Origin of the sequence: Fodinibius sediminis, assembly GCF_900182555.1 — a bacterium.
GTDB lineage: Bacteria > Bacteroidota > Rhodothermia > Balneolales > Balneolaceae > Fodinibius > Fodinibius sediminis.
This window is the reverse complement of sequence record NZ_FXTH01000007.1, coordinates 81126-98131: the sequence shown is the minus strand read 5'-3', so window position 1 is coordinate 98131 and position 17006 is coordinate 81126. Positions and strand designations below refer to the sequence as shown.

Below are 17006 nucleotides of genomic sequence, written 5' to 3'. Positions count from 1 at the left end.
TTCAAACAGAGGAAGATTATGGAAAAAAAAAGATATACCCGACGAGAGTTTTTGAAGAAGAATTCGATAGCTGGACTGGGTGCAGCGGCGGCGTTGGCATTGCCCAGCGGAAAGGTGTTCAGTTATTTGTCAAAACGTCATAATACCCCCGCGTTATTGGGCGGAGAGCCCGTCATCTCTCCGGATTGGCCCTCATGGCCCATTTGGAAACCACAGCAGGATGAAGAACGCTTGCTTGATGTCATCAGGAGTGGTGTCTGGTCACGGGATGAGGTAGTTACCGAGTTTGAACAGAAGTGGGCTGAACTCATGGGTACGAAACGATGCCTGACCGTGGTCAATGGAACCAATGCACTCAATACCTCCCTCGCGCAGCTCGATATTGGATGGGGGGACGAGGTCCTGGTCACTCCCTATACCTTTATTGCTTCGGTTTCTTGTATCGTCTTTAATGGGGCCATTCCTGTTTTTGTGGATATTGACCCGGATACCTTCCAGATGGATCCGGACCAGATTGAAGATAAGATCACGGCCAATACCAAGGCCATCCTTCCGGTACATATCGCCGGATTGCCATCAGACATGGTCCGTATTATGGATATTGCACGCAAGCATGACCTGCTTGTTGTTGAGGATGCCTGCCAGGCCTGGATGGCAGAGATCAATGGGCAAAAAGTTAGTACATTTGGCGATGCCGGATGTTTTAGCTTCCAGAATTCAAAAAATCTCCCGATGGGTGAAGGGGGTGCAATTGTCAGCGATAATGAAGAGTTTATGGATCGCTGCCGTTCGTACCACAACTATGGCAATCCCTATGGATCGGTAGGGGAAGGGGCTCGGCCGGGGACCTATATGGTTGGCACTAAATTGCGACTCACCGAGTACCAGGCCGCGATCGGGCTGGCACAGTTAAAACGTCTGGAGGAACAGACCAGGACGCGTAGTGAGAATGCCCGTTACCTGAGGGATCAGCTTGAGGATATTCCGGGCATAACTCCTGCCAGGCTCTATCCCAGCGTCACGCGGGCAGCCTACCACCTGTTCCCATTCCGATACCACAAAGAGGAATTCCAGGGGCTGCCCCGGAGCAGATTTCTTAAAGCACTCAGGGCAGAGGGCGTTCCCTGCTCAAGCGGTTATAATGAGCTCAATAAAATGCCCTTCCTGGAAAACGCTTTCAACTCCTCGAAGTTCCGCAAGATATATAGTGAGGACCGGCTGGATTACGAAGAGTACGCAGCGGAAAATCAATGTCCTTCAAATGAAAAAATTTGCAACGAAGAAGCGGTATGGTTCACTCAGAATATCCTGCTGGGGAGCCGTAACGACATGGATTTAATTGCGGGGGCCATCGATAAGATTCACAAGAATGCCGAAAGCCTTAAATGAGAGATCAGCAAAGTTTGATGGCATTATTGAAGATCCATATCCTGAGTCTTCCGCTACTGTTGGTGATAGGCCTGCCGGTGATGCTCTGTGCCCAAAACAACGAACCGGCCGGGGCGACTGAGTTGCAGCTGAAGGTCGGCATAGCGAAAGCAGATATTACACCCGATACCAATATAAAAAACTGGGTCACGGGTGAGAAATATGGTAAGGTTCGCGACGCTCTGTATGTTCGGGCATTAGTGATGAGTCAGGGATCGGAAAAGGTGGTTCTTCTTCAGTGGGATCTGGTGGATGCGGGAGAGTCGTCAGTCTACAGGGTGCGCACAGCTATCGCGGAAGCCCTGGGCATAGCTGCCAACCATATCCTTGTCAATGCATCACACAATCATTCGGCTCCATGGGCACCGGTATATGATGACCAGCACCGTGGAAAAGAGCGGGATACATGGTGGGCCGTTCGATATATGCCGCCGCAGAATGATGATCCTTCATTTAAACGATGGATGGATCGGCTGATTGATCAGTCGGTAGAAGCTGCCCTGAGGGCAGCACAGCAACTGCAACCGGCCTCGCTTTGGATAGGTCGGGCTGATGTGTCGGCCTACCTCAGAAATAGGCGGCCGCGTCCTGTCACACACGGCATCAGGGAATCCGATCTGCCCGATAATTTTAATTATCGTCATGAGGATTGGAATCCCAATATCCTGAGCGGAGACAAAACTTTTGGCCCGGTAGACCGGGCCATGACGCTGATTTCATTCAGAGACAGTTCAGGGCAGAGCATTGCGAACATATTTCACATGGCCTGTCATGCCGTATCCATATATCCTTTCATGGAGAGTATTTCGGCAGATTGGCCCGGGGAAACCATGAGGAGAATGAATAACCAAATGGGAGGGGAAAGTCTTTTCCTTCAGGGTACAGCCGGTGATATTAACCCCTGGCGGAGGGGGACTGATGCCGTTAACAAGATGGCAGAAGGGCTCACAGACTATGCTCAGACAGTCTATGATTACAGTGCAGAGCTGAAACCGGGACCCTTGAAGACGCACCAAACCCATGTCGGCCTCCCGCTGACCGACTATGGACGGGAAAGAACAGGGCTGGCGGTTATGCCCTCGGAAATACAGGTTGTGGCCTACGGTTCCCTGGCAATAGTTACACTGCCGGGGGAGCCTATGACCGAATTGGGGGTGGCTATAAAGAGGCAATCCCCCTATCCGCAGACGCTGGTGCTGGGTTATTCAAACGGCAACGGTGTGCATTATGTCGGCATGCCCGGTGAAAAAGCCCGCGGGGGGTATGAGACCGGCAGGAAAACCAATATCGGGACAGATAGGGCGGGACAGATAATGGTTGATGCGGCGGTGGATTTGCTTGTGCAGTCGTACAACGAAAATCGAAAATTATAAGGCAAATAATATACAATGACTACCGTCTTACTGGCTTTTCTTTATACGTGCTGTCAGCTTGCAGGTGGGGTAGCTGGGGGTAGTACCCCGGCTCCGGGGTTAGATACCGTTGAACAGCACGAACGAAAGCATGTCGTTTTTCTCATAAGCAAGGATGAGAACAATTATGAAGCGCATCGAACCATCCCTGAATTTGCTCAAGAACTTGAAGAGCAGCATCCGTATAAGACCACCGTGTTACGGGGAGAGGGAGAGCGGACAGCTTTTCATTTTCCCGGTTTGGAAGTGCTGGAGGAAGCGGATCTGTTGGTCATCTTTGCACGAAGAGTAGCCCTTACACCGGGACAAATGAATCGGATAAAGACGTATTTGAAAGCGGGAAGACCCCTCCTGGGAATCCGAACGGCAAATCATGCATTTTCTGTCCGTGAAGAGATTGAGGAAGGATACGAGGACTGGTGGGCGTTTGTACCGGACATTCTGGGATGCAAAAACCGGGGCTATGGTCCCGTAGCCTACGGTACGGATGTATCGGTTGTGCAGGAGATGCAGAATCATCCGATCATTAGAAATCTTCCAGAACTGGAGTGGCACAGTGAAGGAAATGTCTACAAGGTGGCTCCCCTGGTAGACGACCACTCAGAGGTACTGATCAGGGGAACCGCTGAAGGAAATACGGAACCTGTAGCATGGGTCAGGGAAACAGCTTCGGGAAGCCGGGTTTTTTATACCTCACTGGGACATCCGTCCGATTTTGAGACAGATACCTTCTTGAGTTTATTGACAAATGCAGTACAATTTTTAACAGACACAGAATAGAGGAAGCAATATGAGGAGATATATAATTGGTGGCATGGCTGTTGTGATGGCCTTAACCTTCATTTCATGCGGTGAGAAAAAATATCCCGAACCGATGAATGTCGAGGAGGCACTGGACAGTTTTCGGGTGGACGACCGGTTCGAGGTGCAGGTCTATGCCTCGGAGCCCCATGTGATGGACCCTACCTCCATGGTGTTCGATGAAAAGGGGAATGTCTATGTGGTGGAAATGCCGGACTATCCCTTTAAGCCTGAGGAAGGACCCGGACGGGGAAAGATTAAGAAACTGATGGACAGGGACGGAGATGGACGGATTGACGATTCCGTTGTATTTGCAGACAGCATCACTGATGCTACAAGTATCCTGCCCTGGAAAGAGGGACTGTTGGTCACAGCTGCGCCCAACATCTGGTATTTCAGGGATACCGATGGCGATGACCGCGCTGATGATAAGGAGAAGGTTTTTTCCGGCTTTTTTGAAAATAACCAGGAAGCTCAAATTACCAACCTTCGCTTCAATGTGGACAATTGGATCTATGCCTCTAATCATGGCCAGGCCGGCGAGGTCCATTTCAATCGTGACCCGGATGCTGAACCCCTGTCGATGGCGGGCGCGGACTTTCGGTTTCGACTCGACCGCGGGGAGTTTGAGCCGGAAACGGCGCCCGGGCAATTCGGACAGACTTTTGATAAATGGGGGAATCGATTTGTTACCCAGAATACCAGGCACATTCAGCAGATGGTTATCCCTTATCGCTATCTGCATCGTCATTCGTATCTTCCTACAACAAATGGAATGGCCAATATCAATGATCACGGTTTGCCCATGTATCAGCTGACGGAAGCGCCCTACTGGCGGGCCGAGCGGACAAAGCGTAGAAATAAACGCTACCAGGAACAGGATCTGGATCGGGTGGAATATGCCGATGATCACTTTACCGGGGCCTCGGGCGGCACTTATTACGGGGCCGACCTCTTTCCGAAGGAATACCGGGACAATATTTTCACGGGTGAGGTGGCTGGTAATTTGGTGCATCGAGACCAGCTGGTAAGCTCTCCGGACCAGGTCGAGTATACGGCTCAGCGGCCGGAGAATGAACAGGACAGGGAATTCCTGGCTTCAGTGGATCCCTGGTTCCGGCCGACAAACTTCACAGTCGGACCGGACGGGGCGTTGTACCTGCTCGATTATTACCGGCAGCATATCGAAACGCCTCTTTCCATACCGGAAGATCTGAAAGAGGATATGGATTTTCTGCGGGGCGATGATATGGGGCGAATCTATAGAATAGTGCCCAAGGACCAGGCGCCAACTTTGCCTCTCGGGGAGCTTAACAACACAACGGCCTCCAACCAGTATGTTGAATGGCTCAGTCATCCGAACCGGTGGTTCCGCCTGAATGCCCAGCGCATGCTGCTGCAGAAGCAGGATAAATCGGTATTACCTGCTGTTGAAGAGCTGTTTATGGAGAACGAAAATGCGGTGACCCGCTTGCATGCCTTGTATGTGATGGAGGGAATGGATGCACTGACACTAAATATCATCCGGGAGGCATTGAATGATGCGTCTCCGGGAGTACGGGAGCATGCTTTAATACTATCGGAACGGTTCCCGGAAGTACTGCCGGAGGCTATAACATTGTCCAGCGACCCTTCCCACAAGGTGGTATTACAGGCAGCTCTGAGCCTGGGTGAATTTGAGTCTGAGGCAGTGACGGAACCGCTGGCTGATATTCTGCAGGAACATTATAGAGATCACTGGATCCGACTGGGAGTGCTTAGCTCCGATGCGGGTTCTTCGATGGCGTTGTTTGAAACCCTGCAGGATGAAACCGGCTTCTTTGGATCCTGGGACGAGGAAAAAGAACAGTTTTTGCACGACTTTTCTTATGTAACGGCCGCACGAAATAACGGGGAAGATATGGCACAGCTTTTGGAAGCGGTGAGCGGTTTACCCGTTGATTCTCGAAAAATGGTCGCTGAAGGGTTCTCCGGGGGGCTTGCCAAGTCCGAGGCCGATCTTCCATCCGATGTTGAAGAGCAGCTTCAGGCACTGGCCGGGGACGGGGATGAGGAGCTGAAAAACATAATTTCCAATATTATAGAATCATAACAGCTATGGACAAGGAATACAGTCGCCGTGTTTTTTTTAAACGTTGTTTTCAGCAGGTAGTGGGAGGTTCAGCTTTACTCGCGGGCAGTATGTTCCTGGGAGGATGCCAGTCTGGTGAGGATTCCTCGCCAGACCAGGCAGATCCCCTGGATGTCGATTCGTGTGATGATTTGTCCAAGGTAAGCGAGGCCGAACTGAAGAAACGAAAAGGATTTGGTTATGTGGAGGAAACGCCGATCCCGGATAAAAAATGCGAGAATTGTAATTTGTATATTCCTCCCAAAGAAGGACAGGCCTGCGGGGGCTGTATTCTTTTTGAAGGCCCTGTTTTTGAGGAGGGGTACTGTACCTACTGGGCCCCGCAGGAAACGTAATATTAACTTAATTGATCGGTGATGAAAAAAATACTTCTCCTATTCACACTTGCACTGGTGTTTATGGATGGATTTGCTCAGGATACTGAAAAGGAACAATGGAAGACTGGCGTAGCCAAAATTGATATAACGCCCGAATTCTCAATGTGGATGGCCGGCTATGGGAACAGGACAGAACCTTCCAGCGGTACTCTGCACCAGATCTGGGCAAAAGCGCTGGCCCTGGAAGATGCATCCGGACACCGGGCGGTACTGGTCACTGCTGACATACTGGGATGGCCCAAGGGCATGTCGGATGAAATAAGGGAGCGTTTGCAGGAGGAGCTGAATCTCACAAAGGCACAAGTGCTGCTGAACAGCTCGCATACCCACACCGGTCCTGTACTGGGGCATTCTCTGCAGGATATCTACCCGCTGAACCAGGAGGAAACCGGCAAGATAAACCGCTACACCGATGCCCTGGTCGATCGTATTGTACAACTGGTGCAGCAGGCGTTTAATGATTTGGAACCCTCGGAAATATACAAGGGCAGCGGGGTTGCAAGATTCCAGGTGAATCGCCGTAATAATGAGGCGGCTACACTCTTCAGGAAAAGTGATCTGGAAGGCCCCAATGACTATGCCGTGCCTGTGCTGAAGGTGTTGAACTCGGAGGGTGAACTTAAGGCCCTTACCTTTGGCTATGCCTGCCATCCAACGGTTCTGAGCAGTAATCAGTGGTCGGGTGACTATCCCGGTTTTGCGCAACTTGAACTGGAAAAGGACCATCCGGGAGCCACCGCAATGTTTTTCCAGGGAGCGGGGGCGGATCAGAATCCCCTGCCGCGTCGTACTGTCGCCCTGGCAAAACAGTATGGGCGCACGTTGGCAGCAGCCGTTGATCGCGTACTGGAAGAAGAAATGCAGCAGCTAACACCCACGCTGGCAACGGGCTATACGGAGGTTGACCTGAATCTCAACGAACCGCCCTCCCGGGAGGAACTGGCCCAGCAGTCCGAAACGGCGTCGGGGTATTATAAAAGATGGGCCGACCGGATGCTGAAGAAAATTGACAACGGAGAATCATTCCGACAAACGTATCCCTTTCCCTTGCAGGTCTGGAAGATCGGAAATCAGCCTGTTTTTGCCCTCGGCGGGGAGTTGTTGATTGAGTACGCTATACAGCTGAAAGAGATTTTTGGCCATGATAGTATTGTTATGGGATATTCCAACGACGTGATGGCCTACATTCCCACTGCTGAAGTGTTGCATGAAGGAGGGTACGAGGGGGCGTCTTCTCAGGTGGTATATGGCCTCCCGTCAACCTGGAGTTACGACATCGAGACAACAATTATGGACGGAATGGTTAAGCTTGCCAAAGAGACGGGGGTGGCTCCTGTAGACAATGATTTGCTGGAGTAGGATAAATGTGGCATATCCTACCGCTTAAACACAAAACAAGACTGCACTAAATGGCATTGACGGCTCACCGCTACTATTCCGGATTTGAACTGGCTCACGATGTGTATAATGCGTTGTCGATTGCAAGTGATGGCAACGTCTATTACGTGTTATCGTCGGAGGACATCACTATTGGTGGGCATTTCTATCGGTATAACCCCCGGAAGGATGACATCCGGCTGATAGGAGATCTGACAGAATTGTGTGGTGAAGGCGGGGATAAGGTTATAGGTCAGGGGAAAAGCCATGTTCAGTTTTACGAACGGGGCCACCGCTTGTATTTTGCTACACACGTGGGTTTTTATGAGCAGATTGACGGTATGGACCGCCTGCCCGTTGATCCTCCGGACGGCTACGGCCTGTATCCGGGGGGACATATATTAGCCTATGACCTCGAAACAGGTGATTGCATCGATCTGGCTAAACTGCCCAACGGCGAGGGCATGGTGTCAATGACCATGGATGCCGTGAGGGGTCATATTTATGGAATTAGCTGGCCCACCGGCCATTTCATACACTATGACCTTGAAAAGGATATCCTTAAGGATCATGGTCCAATCTCTCATCGGGGAGAAGCCGGCACCCCCGGGGGCGATTTCCGGGTGTTATGCCGATCCCTGGTGACAGATCCCCGGACCGGTATCGTATATTTTTCCAATGCAGAAGGGGATATCCTTTATTACAGGGCCGGGGACGAAGAGGTTGGCAAGTTGGAGAACGTTCATCTGCGACTGGATTATTTCGGGACCTATGATCCCACGCAGCCCGGAGATATGGCCTACAACTGGCGCAAGGTATTCTGGCATCCCACAGAAGAAGTGGTTTACGGGGTGCACGGGAACTCCGGCTACCTGTTCCGCTTCGATCCCCACAAACAAAAAATAACACTGGTCGAACGGTTAACTTCCGAGCCCTCCAGGAAAAGCGGATTTTTTGATCAGTTTAGCTATGGCTACCTGGGCTTTACACTGGGGCCTGATCAGGAGACCATCTATTATTTAACCGGCGGACCGATCTACAAAAATAATCGCAGGGTCAAGGGAAAAGATCAGATTGCCAAGGGGGCCGCCCGGGGACTGGAAAATCTGCACCTGGTTACCTATCATCTTCCAACAGACCAATATCAGGATCACGGACCGGTGTTTTATGAAGATGGATCGCGCCCGACCTATGTCAATTCCATTGCTGTTGGGCAGGAGGGCTATATCTATACCCTGGCTCGCATGACTCATCAGGGAAAAACCATCCAGGATCTTGTGAGGATACCAGATCCGCTGAAGTGAGGTTTAAGGATTTCCAGCATTAATTCTTATTTAGACATTATAAAACGCTTTAACATAAAAATCGTAACGGTGATGATTCCATTTACTAAAGAACGTGTCTTTATTGCAGTGCTGTTGGCAGCGGGAGCGCTTAGCATGATGGGATACAAGTACCTGCAACCTTCGAACACCAATGATCACATTGTGCACCTTGATAACGATTCCAGCTGGTGCTGGTTTCAGGATGAAAGAGCAGTCATTGACGGTCATCAGCTGCTGTTTACAGGCGTAACTTCGGAAGGTGCTATCAAAGTTTCGCGTTATGACATGGAAACCGGCGAAAAAGAAACAGCTGTAATGAACGATCAGGCTTTTGGTCCCGACGATCATAATGTAGGTGTGCTTTTAAAGAGACCTGATGGCCGGTACCTGACGGTGTATGCCGGACATGGGGATGAGAGCAAGATGCGATATCGCATAACCGAGAATCCGGGCGATATCAGCAGGTGGCTGCCAGAAAAGTCTGCTGATACCCGGGGAAGTACAACCTATTCCAATGTATATCGTCTCTCGGAGCGCGGAAAGGTGTATAACTTCCATCGGGGGGTGGGGTGGAATCCAAACTATATGGTATCGGATGACCATGGGGAATCATGGCAATATGGGGGGCAGTTACTGGCTTTTGACGGTCGCCCTTACCTGCGGTATGCCAGCAACAACACAGATCGCATTCATTTTATTACCACCGAAGGACACCCGAGGCATAAAAATAACAGCATTTATCACGGCTATACCGATGGGAAGTCGGTTTACCTTTCTGATGGCAGCAAAGCAGGTCCTCTGAGCAGGGATGAAAGCACCTCTTTGGGACCCCGGCAGTTTACCACCGTTTTTGACGGTGACTCAACGACACGGGCTGATGTAGCCTGGACCAGTGATATTGAATTGGATGACAATGGCTATCCCTACGTTGCATTTTCCGTTACCAAAGATCCGATTCGGCGTGGAGAAACTGATCATACCGAGAAGGGGGGCTTTGATCATCGTTACCACTATGCCCGGTGGGACGGTGAGCAGTGGCAGGAATATGAAATTGCTTATGCCGGCACTCGCCTTTACCCGGGAGAGAACGAATATACCGGTCTCATTTCCCTGCATCCCCGCAATCCAAATGAGGTATATATTTCAACAGATGTTCATCCCCGTACCGGTGAGCCTCTGGCATCGGGACATTACGAAATTTTCAGGGGACACACTGCCGATCAGGGAGTGACCTGGAACTGGGAAGCTCTGACGGAAGATTCGGAACAGGATAATATTCGTCCGATTGTGGTAAGCAATACGAATTATGAAGCTGTTCTTTGGCTCAACGGGCGATATACCAGTTATGAGGACTACGATCTGGAGGTACTGGGTACCATTCGCGAGCTGTAATGGGCAAAGAGGCACGGATGCTGGTTGCAGCGCAATGAGCAAACAGGGAGATTCAAAAGTTGTATGGCATGATTATTTGACAAAATGAAGGGATACAGATGAAACTAACCGTTCTTAATACTACCGGCTGTTGATGAGAAATTATTTTACTGTCATACTGGGTATGCTCTGTTTATATAGTTGTCAAAACAAACAGGACGCCCCGTCTCAAAATCCTTCTATTGACACCTATGTCACCCTGGATTCTACCATGGTGGGCATCAGTACCGTTGCAGCCGGCCTTGATGTACCCTGGGAAATTACCTGGGGACCCGATGATTGGATATGGATAACGGAACAGAAGGGGGTGGTCAAAAGACTGAATCCCCGTACGGGTGAAAAGGTTACCATGCTTGAGCTGGACGATGTTTATTTGAGAACGACCCCCGGCTTGCTGGGCATGGATATCCATCCCAACCAGGGGGCGTCACCGTATGTCTTTCTCTTGTATAACTCAATGGATGAGGATGAAGCGATAGTATTGAATCTGGTGCGTTACACGGTTGACGGCGACAGCCTGGTAAAACCAACTTTGTTGCTGGAGATTCCCGGGGGCAAGGGGCATAACGGATCGCGGCTTGCCATTTCGCCGGAGGATAAAGTAATCGTTGCAACCGGAGAAGCGGGCCACGCAGCCAATGCCCAGGATATCCATTCACTCGGTGGAAAAATCCTGCGGTTGAACATTGACGGGAGTATTCCCGAAGATAACCCTTTCCCCGGCAGTCCGGTATGGTCGTGGGGATATCGGAACCAGCAGGGGCTGACCTTTGGTAATAACAGCCGTCTTTATACCTCTGAGCATGGCCAAGCCACGGATGATGAAATCAATTTGATTGAGAAGGGGAGAAATTATGGATGGCCGCATGTGGAAGGAAAGTGTGATGGCCCGGAAGAAAGGGAAGTCTGCGCTGATTCTTCAGTTGCAGAGCCGTTGAAAACATGGACGCCTACCATTGCCCCGGCCGGGTTGGCGTATTATGGTTCCGATCATATCCCCGAGTGGGAGAATTCCCTGATTCTTGCCACCTTGAAGAATGCCACCCTGCATGTGCTCTCGCTGAACGACAAAGGCACGGCCATTCGCGGAGAGCGGACCTTAATGGAGAAAATATTCGGCCGTCTTCGGGATGTATGCATTTCGCCCGCAGGCGATGTCTACGTATCCACGAGTAATCACGACTGGAAACCACAGGAAAATTTCCCCGTCCCTGAAGATGATCGTATACTGAGGCTTTCGAAAATAACCAATGAGGAGGAACTCAGCGGAGTAGTCTCAGTCCGGGAGATGGTATCAGATTCTCTGAAGAGTTTCTCTGCAACTCTGTCGAAAGGTGCCCTGGCCTATCAGAAGTATTGTGCTTCCTGTCATATGCCGGGAGGAGGCGGGCTTTCGGGCACTTTCCCTTCCCTTGAGGAAACACCCGTCATCTCCGGCGATAAGAAAGCACTGATCAGCATGGTACTGGAGGGAGTCAGTGGTGAAGGAGGAGACTATAGGGAAGCAATGCCGGCTTTTAGCTTTTTAAGTAACAAAGAGATCGCTGAACTGCTAACCTATATCCGTTCCCATTTTGGGAACAATGCCACTGGGATCCGGCCGGAAGAAGTGGAAAACCTGAGGGACAACAGATCGACAGGGAAATAAAGCGTTATTTTAAACTGGTAATAGATTTTTTGATGACTATTCTCCGTAATATTTTCCTTGCATGCTTTTTGCTGATATGGATACCGGAGAGTAGGGCCCAGGATAAAGAGCAGGTCGTCACCATTCGCGCCATCCCCGGAATGCAGTATGACAAGGTCCGGTTCCGGGTGAATCCGGGAGAGGAGATACAGCTTGTTTTTGAAAATGCGGATGACCTGGATCATAACCTCTTGATTACTGAACCCGGCGCCCGGAAAAGCGTTGTTGAAGCAGCACTGAAGCTTGGGACGGAAGGAGAAGAAATGGATTTTATCCCGGAAACAGAAAAAGTACTTTGGGCTACTCCGATGTTGTCACCTGGCGATTCGTATACGATTTCATTTAAAGCTCCGGTGCAGCAGGGTGTTTATCCATACGTATGTACATTCCCGGGCCACGGAATTATCATGTACGGCGCTATGTATGTATCAGAAAACAAGCTGCCACCATTGACGGAAGATTTGCATATACCAGCTGAACGCAGAATGATCAAGGATGATTCAAACAGCATACTGCGACCTTACAAAACAGAAAATCCGCCCTTTTGGTATCGCACCTCCATGCCCGGTGCAGGACCGGCTTCCATTGCCGTCAGACTTTCTGAGAACCTGTCCTATTGCTGGGATCCGGATGTTTGCCGCCTTCAGTATGTGTGGACGGGCGGTTTTGTAGACAATTCCGTGCGATGGTCAACGAAGGGAGATGCTGTTGCTCAGCTTATGGGTACGGTATTCTATCGCGAGCAGAAAAAATTTCCGTTGCGGGTTGGAGCGCCTCAGCAAGAGCCAAACGTTGAATACCTGGGGTTTAAGGTGACTGAAAAAGGATACCCGGAGTTTCATTATAGGGTGCAGGGAGAAGCTGTGTATGAACGGATAGAACCGGCAGGCAACGGGAGAAGCATACAACGCAGCTTCAGGATCCCGGAGGTCGGGCAGAAGGTGTATTTTAGCTATTCCCCGCAAGAGGATGTCATTGTCAAATCCAGCAAGGGGACCTGGAATGGTTCGCTGCTTGAATTGAACCCGCAGGAGGCAGGCGCCTTCACTATAATAATGAAGAAGGAAAAAGAATAACGATGCAAAACCCAAAAATAAGAGCGGTTTTCTATTTCTTTTTCCTCATCTCTGCAGGCCTTACCGGCTGCTCAAAAGCCGGATGGCCGCAAGAGCCGGAGGTCTCATACCGGGTGGAGAATATCCCGTTGCCGGAAGGACTCAGCGGTGAAGTGGGGGCGCTTGATTTTATGCCCGACGGCCGCCTCATTGCAGCCTTCCGAAGGGGGGAAGTAATGACGTATCATCCCGAATCAAAAAAATGGACTTTCTTTGCCAGCGGACTCCAGCTACCGCTGGGGATACTGGCTGTCAACAAGTCCGAAGTGTTGGTAATGCAGTATGCCGAGCTGACACGGCTTATCGATACCGACGGGGATGGTCGCGCTGAACAGTACAAGAAGGTAGCGGATGATTTTGGAATTTCAGGCAATTACCACGAATTCAGCTACGGACCGGTTCGTGACGAGGAGGGAAACCTCTACATAGCGTTGAATGCGACATCGAGCGGGGGGCGTATGAGAAGAGAGGTCGCTCGCGGTGAAATTAACGGGCTGGGGTTCCGCAGCGAGGGGATGTACTCAGCCGTTCCATACCGGGGCTGGGTTATGCAGCTGGGACCGGGCGGGGAACTCCGTCCCTATGCCTCTGGGTTCCGCTCGCCCAATGGACTGGGATTTGATCAGCAAGACCGACTGCTCGTTACCGACAACCAGGGCGACTGGGTGGGCACAAGCACCTTGTATAACGTCAGGAAGAATCATTTTTACGGGCACCCGGCAAGTCTCGTTTGGCGTGAAGGCTGGGCCCGCGGAAAGCCCGCAGAGCTGCCGGTTGAGGAGCTGGACGCCATGCGGACCGAGGCGGCCGTTTTATTTCCCCATGATATTATGGCCAATTCACCGACGCAGCCCCTGGTAGATGATACAAATGGCACTTTTGGTCCGTTTTCAGGGCAGGTACTTGTGGGAGAAATGAACCGGGAGCGCATTGTTCGCGTGATGCTGGAAGAAGTTGGCGGTGTACTTCAGGGCGCTGCCATTCCCTTCATGGACGGGCAGGGGTTAAGGAAGGGAAATAACCGGATGGCTTTTGCCCCCGACGGAAGCCTCTGGGTAGGGCAAAATGCCAGCGGATGGGCCGGCGATCAGGGCATCCAGCGCATTGTCTATACCGGGAAACAGCCCATGGATGTGCACGACATCAATCTCACAGCGAAGGGGTTTGATTTAACCTTTACCAAGGCCGTGAGGGATAGTACAGCACTCAGAAAGAGTAATTATGAAGTGGTAAGCTATTTTTACAAGTACCACCGGGAATATGGCTCAGATCGCACGGATATCAAACCCATAAAAATAAACGAGGTCAGAAGTTCTGAAGACAGCAAAAGGATATCCCTGGATATACAGCCTATGCAGGAAGGGCGTGTCTACCAGATACGGTTGGAAAATCTCATATCAGTTACAGGAGATACGCTGGATAACAGCCTGATTTGTTATACGGTAAATAAATTGAAATCCCGGAAATAGACTGTCAATTGAACAATTTTTTTCTAATACTCTTGAACGGTTCATGTGTATTAAGTAACAGGAGAGCTGCAGGCATTGGGCAACGCTTGTTCTGTATGCATAACAGGTATTTTGATGGGATGGCATTATATTTAAATTTCTCCGTTTGTATGGCAAAAGATCCGGAACGGTTGGGGCGGGGACTCTGAAATGCAGCATTTAGGTTAGTCTGGTATTATGAATGACAACGACAAAACGGTGGATTCGGTAACTCAAAAGTGGTTGACCTACCTGGGGCCCGGCATTATTACAGCCGCCTTGGTTTTTGGACCCGGCAGCTTAACCATTACCTCTAAACTGGGGGCGATCTATGAGTTTGAACTTTTATGGGTGATCGTTATTTCTACTATTTTGATGATGGCCTTTACCAGTATGGGAGCCCGGATTGGAATTGCTACAGACCGTTCAATGCTGCAGGGGTTTAAGAACAGGTGGGGGAAATGGGCCTCCCTGTTCACCGGGATTGGTATTTTTTTGGTGACTGTGTCATTCCAGGCGGGGAACTCTGTTGCGGCAGGAGTCGCTTTTGCGGAGATGCTGAATACGAGCACCTCTCCCTGGATTATATTTGTGGTGGTATGCGGAATTATACTGCTGTTCTTTAAATCCTTTTATAAGATCCTGGAAAAAGTGATGATTGCCATGGTAGGGGTTATGCTGATTTCGTTCCTGCTGACCCTGGTTATAACGCAGCCCGACCTGGGGAAGGTCGGGGCAGGAATCATACCTTCTATCCCCGCTGGTTCGTTGTTGTTGGTTGTGGCACTGGTGGCGTCTAGTTTTTCCATTGTTGGGGCTTTCTATCAGTCATATCTGGTTCAGGAAAAAGGATGGCGCAAAGGAGAGGTAAAAAAGGTGGTCAAGGAGAGTTTTTCAGGTATTTTCATCCTGGGATGTATTTCTGCCATGATTCTGGTTAGCAGCGGGGCAATCTTGTTTCCACAGGGTATCGAAGTTGCTTCCGCCTCGGATATGGGCCTGGCCCTGACCCCGCTGTATGGAGAGTGGGCGACGGCTCTGTTCATGGCAGGGTTGTTCGGGGCATCCTTTTCGTCGCTTATCGGTAATGCAACCATCGGAGGTACGTTACTGGCAGACGCTTTATCAATGGGACGGGATTTGAGCAGCAAACCGGTGAGGATCTGTATTTCATTAATTATGGTAGCGGGAGCAACAATAGCAATTATATTTGGAGAGCTACCCCTCGAACTCATTGTTTTTGCCCAGGGGGTTACTATTTTTGTTGTTCCATTTATCGGCGTGGGTATTTTTGTATTAGCTAATGATGAATCGCTAATGGGAACACTGGTTAATAAAAAAATTGATAACGTTATGGGTATCATTGGATTAATCGTATTATTCGGACTGGCAATAGGAAACTTTAAAAATATCTTCTTATGAAATCTGTTGAAGAATTAAAAGATCAACTTTCGTCGCCCTCAGAACGCTTGCTTAAAGATATACCAAAGATTGATGGAGACATTTTGATACTGGGAGTGGGAGGGAAAATGGGACCCAGCATGGCCCGTCTGGCCGTGCGAGCCTTCAAAAAAAGCGGAAGCAGTCAAAAAGTAATCGGGGTTTCCCGGTTTTCTGATGAGGGCCTGAGGGAGGAGCTGGAGGCCTCGGGAGTCAAGACAATTGCTGCAGACTTACTCAAGGAGAAAGAGCTTCAGTCCCTTCCTGAAACACGGAATGTCATTTATCTGGTAGGAAAAAAGTTTGGAACTTCTGGCAATGAACATCTTACCTGGGCCATGAATTCCTATCTTCCCGGCCGGGTTTCTGAAAAATTTAAGAATGGCCGGATCGTGGCTTTTTCTTCCGGGAATATCTATCCATTTGTGCCTTTTGGTTCAGGGGGTGCAACAGAGGAGACCGCACCGGGACCGGTGGGGGAATACGCCCAGTCTTGTCTCGGCAGGGAACGTGTGTTTGAACATTTTTCTCACTGGTACAATATACCAATGCTTCTTTTCCGGCTGAACTATGCCGTTGAGATGCGTTATGGGAATCTGCTGGAAATTGCCCAGTTGGTTTACAACGAGCATCCCATTGACCTGAGAAACGGTCATATGAATGTGATATGGCAGGGAGATGCCAATGAAATCGCCTTGCGATCCCTGCTGCACTGTACAAGTCCGCCGAAGCTCCTGAACGTTACAGGGCCAGAGACGATCTCCATCCGCGAGGTTGCCCATAAATTCGGGACAATATTCGATAAGAAGCCCAAATTCAAAAATGAAGAACAACCGACCTCCCTGCTCAACAACGCTTCGCTGTCTCATAAGCTTTTTGGGTATCCATCCGTTTCGCTGCTTCAGCTCATCGAATGGACAGCCGAGTGGGTGGAGGGGGATAAGAAAACGATCAACAAACCGACTCATTTTCAGGTGCGCTCAGGTAAATTTTAA

13 protein-coding genes are annotated in these 17006 nt (G+C 50.1%); all 13 read left to right on the top strand.

Annotated elements, in window-relative coordinates; translation table 11 throughout:
* Nucleotides 1–18: 18 nt before the first annotated feature.
* The 13 genes from FN808_RS09430 to FN808_RS09370 all read left to right on the top strand — a co-directional run bounded on the left by FN808_RS09430 (nt 19) and on the right by FN808_RS09370 (nt 17006).
* Complete coding sequence (locus FN808_RS09430) at nt 19–1389, top strand: DegT/DnrJ/EryC1/StrS family aminotransferase (protein WP_142714332.1); 1371 nt, start codon at nt 19–21, stop codon at nt 1387–1389.
* 17 nt (nt 1390–1406) lie between these two features.
* Entirely contained in the window at nt 1407–2801 is a 1395-nt protein-coding gene (locus FN808_RS09425) for a neutral/alkaline non-lysosomal ceramidase N-terminal domain-containing protein (RefSeq protein ID WP_185958328.1), read from the top strand.
* A 15-nt stretch (nt 2802–2816) separates the two neighbouring features.
* On the top strand, nt 2817–3620 hold the full coding sequence (locus FN808_RS09420; RefSeq protein ID WP_142714330.1) for a ThuA domain-containing protein: 804 nt from the start codon (nt 2817–2819) through the stop codon (nt 3618–3620).
* Between the two features lie 10 nt (nt 3621–3630).
* Complete coding sequence (locus FN808_RS09415) at nt 3631–5733, top strand: PVC-type heme-binding CxxCH protein (protein ID WP_221929993.1); 2103 nt, start codon at nt 3631–3633, stop codon at nt 5731–5733.
* A gap of 5 nt (nt 5734–5738) precedes the next feature.
* On the top strand, nt 5739–6107 hold the full coding sequence (locus FN808_RS09410; RefSeq protein ID WP_142714329.1) for a high-potential iron-sulfur protein: 369 nt from the start codon (nt 5739–5741) through the stop codon (nt 6105–6107).
* A gap of 21 nt (nt 6108–6128) precedes the next feature.
* The gene (locus FN808_RS09405) at nt 6129–7508 is read left to right on the top strand and encodes a neutral/alkaline non-lysosomal ceramidase N-terminal domain-containing protein (RefSeq protein WP_142714328.1); all 1380 of its coding nucleotides are present in this window, start codon (nt 6129–6131) and stop codon (nt 7506–7508) included.
* A 50-nt stretch (nt 7509–7558) separates the two neighbouring features.
* Entirely contained in the window at nt 7559–8830 is a 1272-nt protein-coding gene (locus tag FN808_RS09400) for a hypothetical protein (protein ID WP_142714327.1), read from the top strand.
* A 72-nt stretch (nt 8831–8902) separates the two neighbouring features.
* On the top strand, nt 8903–10243 hold the full coding sequence (locus FN808_RS09395; protein ID WP_246068328.1) for a BNR-4 repeat-containing protein: 1341 nt from the start codon (nt 8903–8905) through the stop codon (nt 10241–10243).
* Nucleotides 10244–10406: 163 nt separating this feature from the next.
* Entirely contained in the window at nt 10407–11930 is a 1524-nt protein-coding gene (locus tag FN808_RS09390; RefSeq protein WP_142714423.1) for a PQQ-dependent sugar dehydrogenase, read from the top strand.
* A gap of 32 nt (nt 11931–11962) precedes the next feature.
* Entirely contained in the window at nt 11963–13045 is a 1083-nt protein-coding gene (locus FN808_RS09385) for a plastocyanin/azurin family copper-binding protein (protein WP_142714325.1), read from the top strand.
* 2 nt (nt 13046–13047) lie between these two features.
* Entirely contained in the window at nt 13048–14553 is a 1506-nt protein-coding gene (locus tag FN808_RS09380) for a DUF7133 domain-containing protein (RefSeq protein WP_142714324.1), read from the top strand.
* A 216-nt stretch (nt 14554–14769) separates the two neighbouring features.
* Nucleotides 14770–15993 (top strand): Nramp family divalent metal transporter, encoded by a 1224-nt coding sequence (locus FN808_RS09375; protein ID WP_142714323.1) that lies wholly within the window; start codon nt 14770–14772, stop codon nt 15991–15993.
* Nucleotides 15990–17006 carry an NAD-dependent epimerase/dehydratase family protein gene (locus tag FN808_RS09370; RefSeq protein WP_142714322.1) on the top strand — a complete coding sequence of 339 codons (1017 nt, stop codon included), beginning with the start codon at nt 15990–15992 and terminating at the stop codon, nt 17004–17006. The genes FN808_RS09375 and FN808_RS09370 overlap by 4 nt, the downstream gene beginning before the upstream one ends.

What these genes read in the sequence shown, in the direction of transcription:
- FN808_RS09430 (WP_142714332.1), top strand. Translation starts at nt 19, where the DNA reads ATGGAAAAAAAAAGATATACCCGACGAGAGTTTTTGAAGAAGAATTCG.
- FN808_RS09425 (WP_185958328.1), top strand. Translation starts at nt 1,407, where the DNA reads ATGGCATTATTGAAGATCCATATCCTGAGTCTTCCGCTACTGTTGGTG.
- FN808_RS09420 (WP_142714330.1), top strand. Translation starts at nt 2,817, where the DNA reads ATGACTACCGTCTTACTGGCTTTTCTTTATACGTGCTGTCAGCTTGCA.
- FN808_RS09415 (WP_221929993.1), top strand. Translation starts at nt 3,631, where the DNA reads ATGAGGAGATATATAATTGGTGGCATGGCTGTTGTGATGGCCTTAACC.
- FN808_RS09410 (WP_142714329.1), top strand. Translation starts at nt 5,739, where the DNA reads ATGGACAAGGAATACAGTCGCCGTGTTTTTTTTAAACGTTGTTTTCAG.
- FN808_RS09405 (WP_142714328.1), top strand. Translation starts at nt 6,129, where the DNA reads ATGAAAAAAATACTTCTCCTATTCACACTTGCACTGGTGTTTATGGAT.
- FN808_RS09400 (WP_142714327.1), top strand. Translation starts at nt 7,559, where the DNA reads ATGGCATTGACGGCTCACCGCTACTATTCCGGATTTGAACTGGCTCAC.
- FN808_RS09395 (WP_246068328.1), top strand. Translation starts at nt 8,903, where the DNA reads ATGATTCCATTTACTAAAGAACGTGTCTTTATTGCAGTGCTGTTGGCA.
- FN808_RS09390 (WP_142714423.1), top strand. Translation starts at nt 10,407, where the DNA reads ATGCTCTGTTTATATAGTTGTCAAAACAAACAGGACGCCCCGTCTCAA.
- FN808_RS09385 (WP_142714325.1), top strand. Translation starts at nt 11,963, where the DNA reads ATGACTATTCTCCGTAATATTTTCCTTGCATGCTTTTTGCTGATATGG.
- FN808_RS09380 (WP_142714324.1), top strand. Translation starts at nt 13,048, where the DNA reads ATGCAAAACCCAAAAATAAGAGCGGTTTTCTATTTCTTTTTCCTCATC.
- FN808_RS09375 (WP_142714323.1), top strand. Translation starts at nt 14,770, where the DNA reads ATGAATGACAACGACAAAACGGTGGATTCGGTAACTCAAAAGTGGTTG.
- FN808_RS09370 (WP_142714322.1), top strand. Translation starts at nt 15,990, where the DNA reads ATGAAATCTGTTGAAGAATTAAAAGATCAACTTTCGTCGCCCTCAGAA.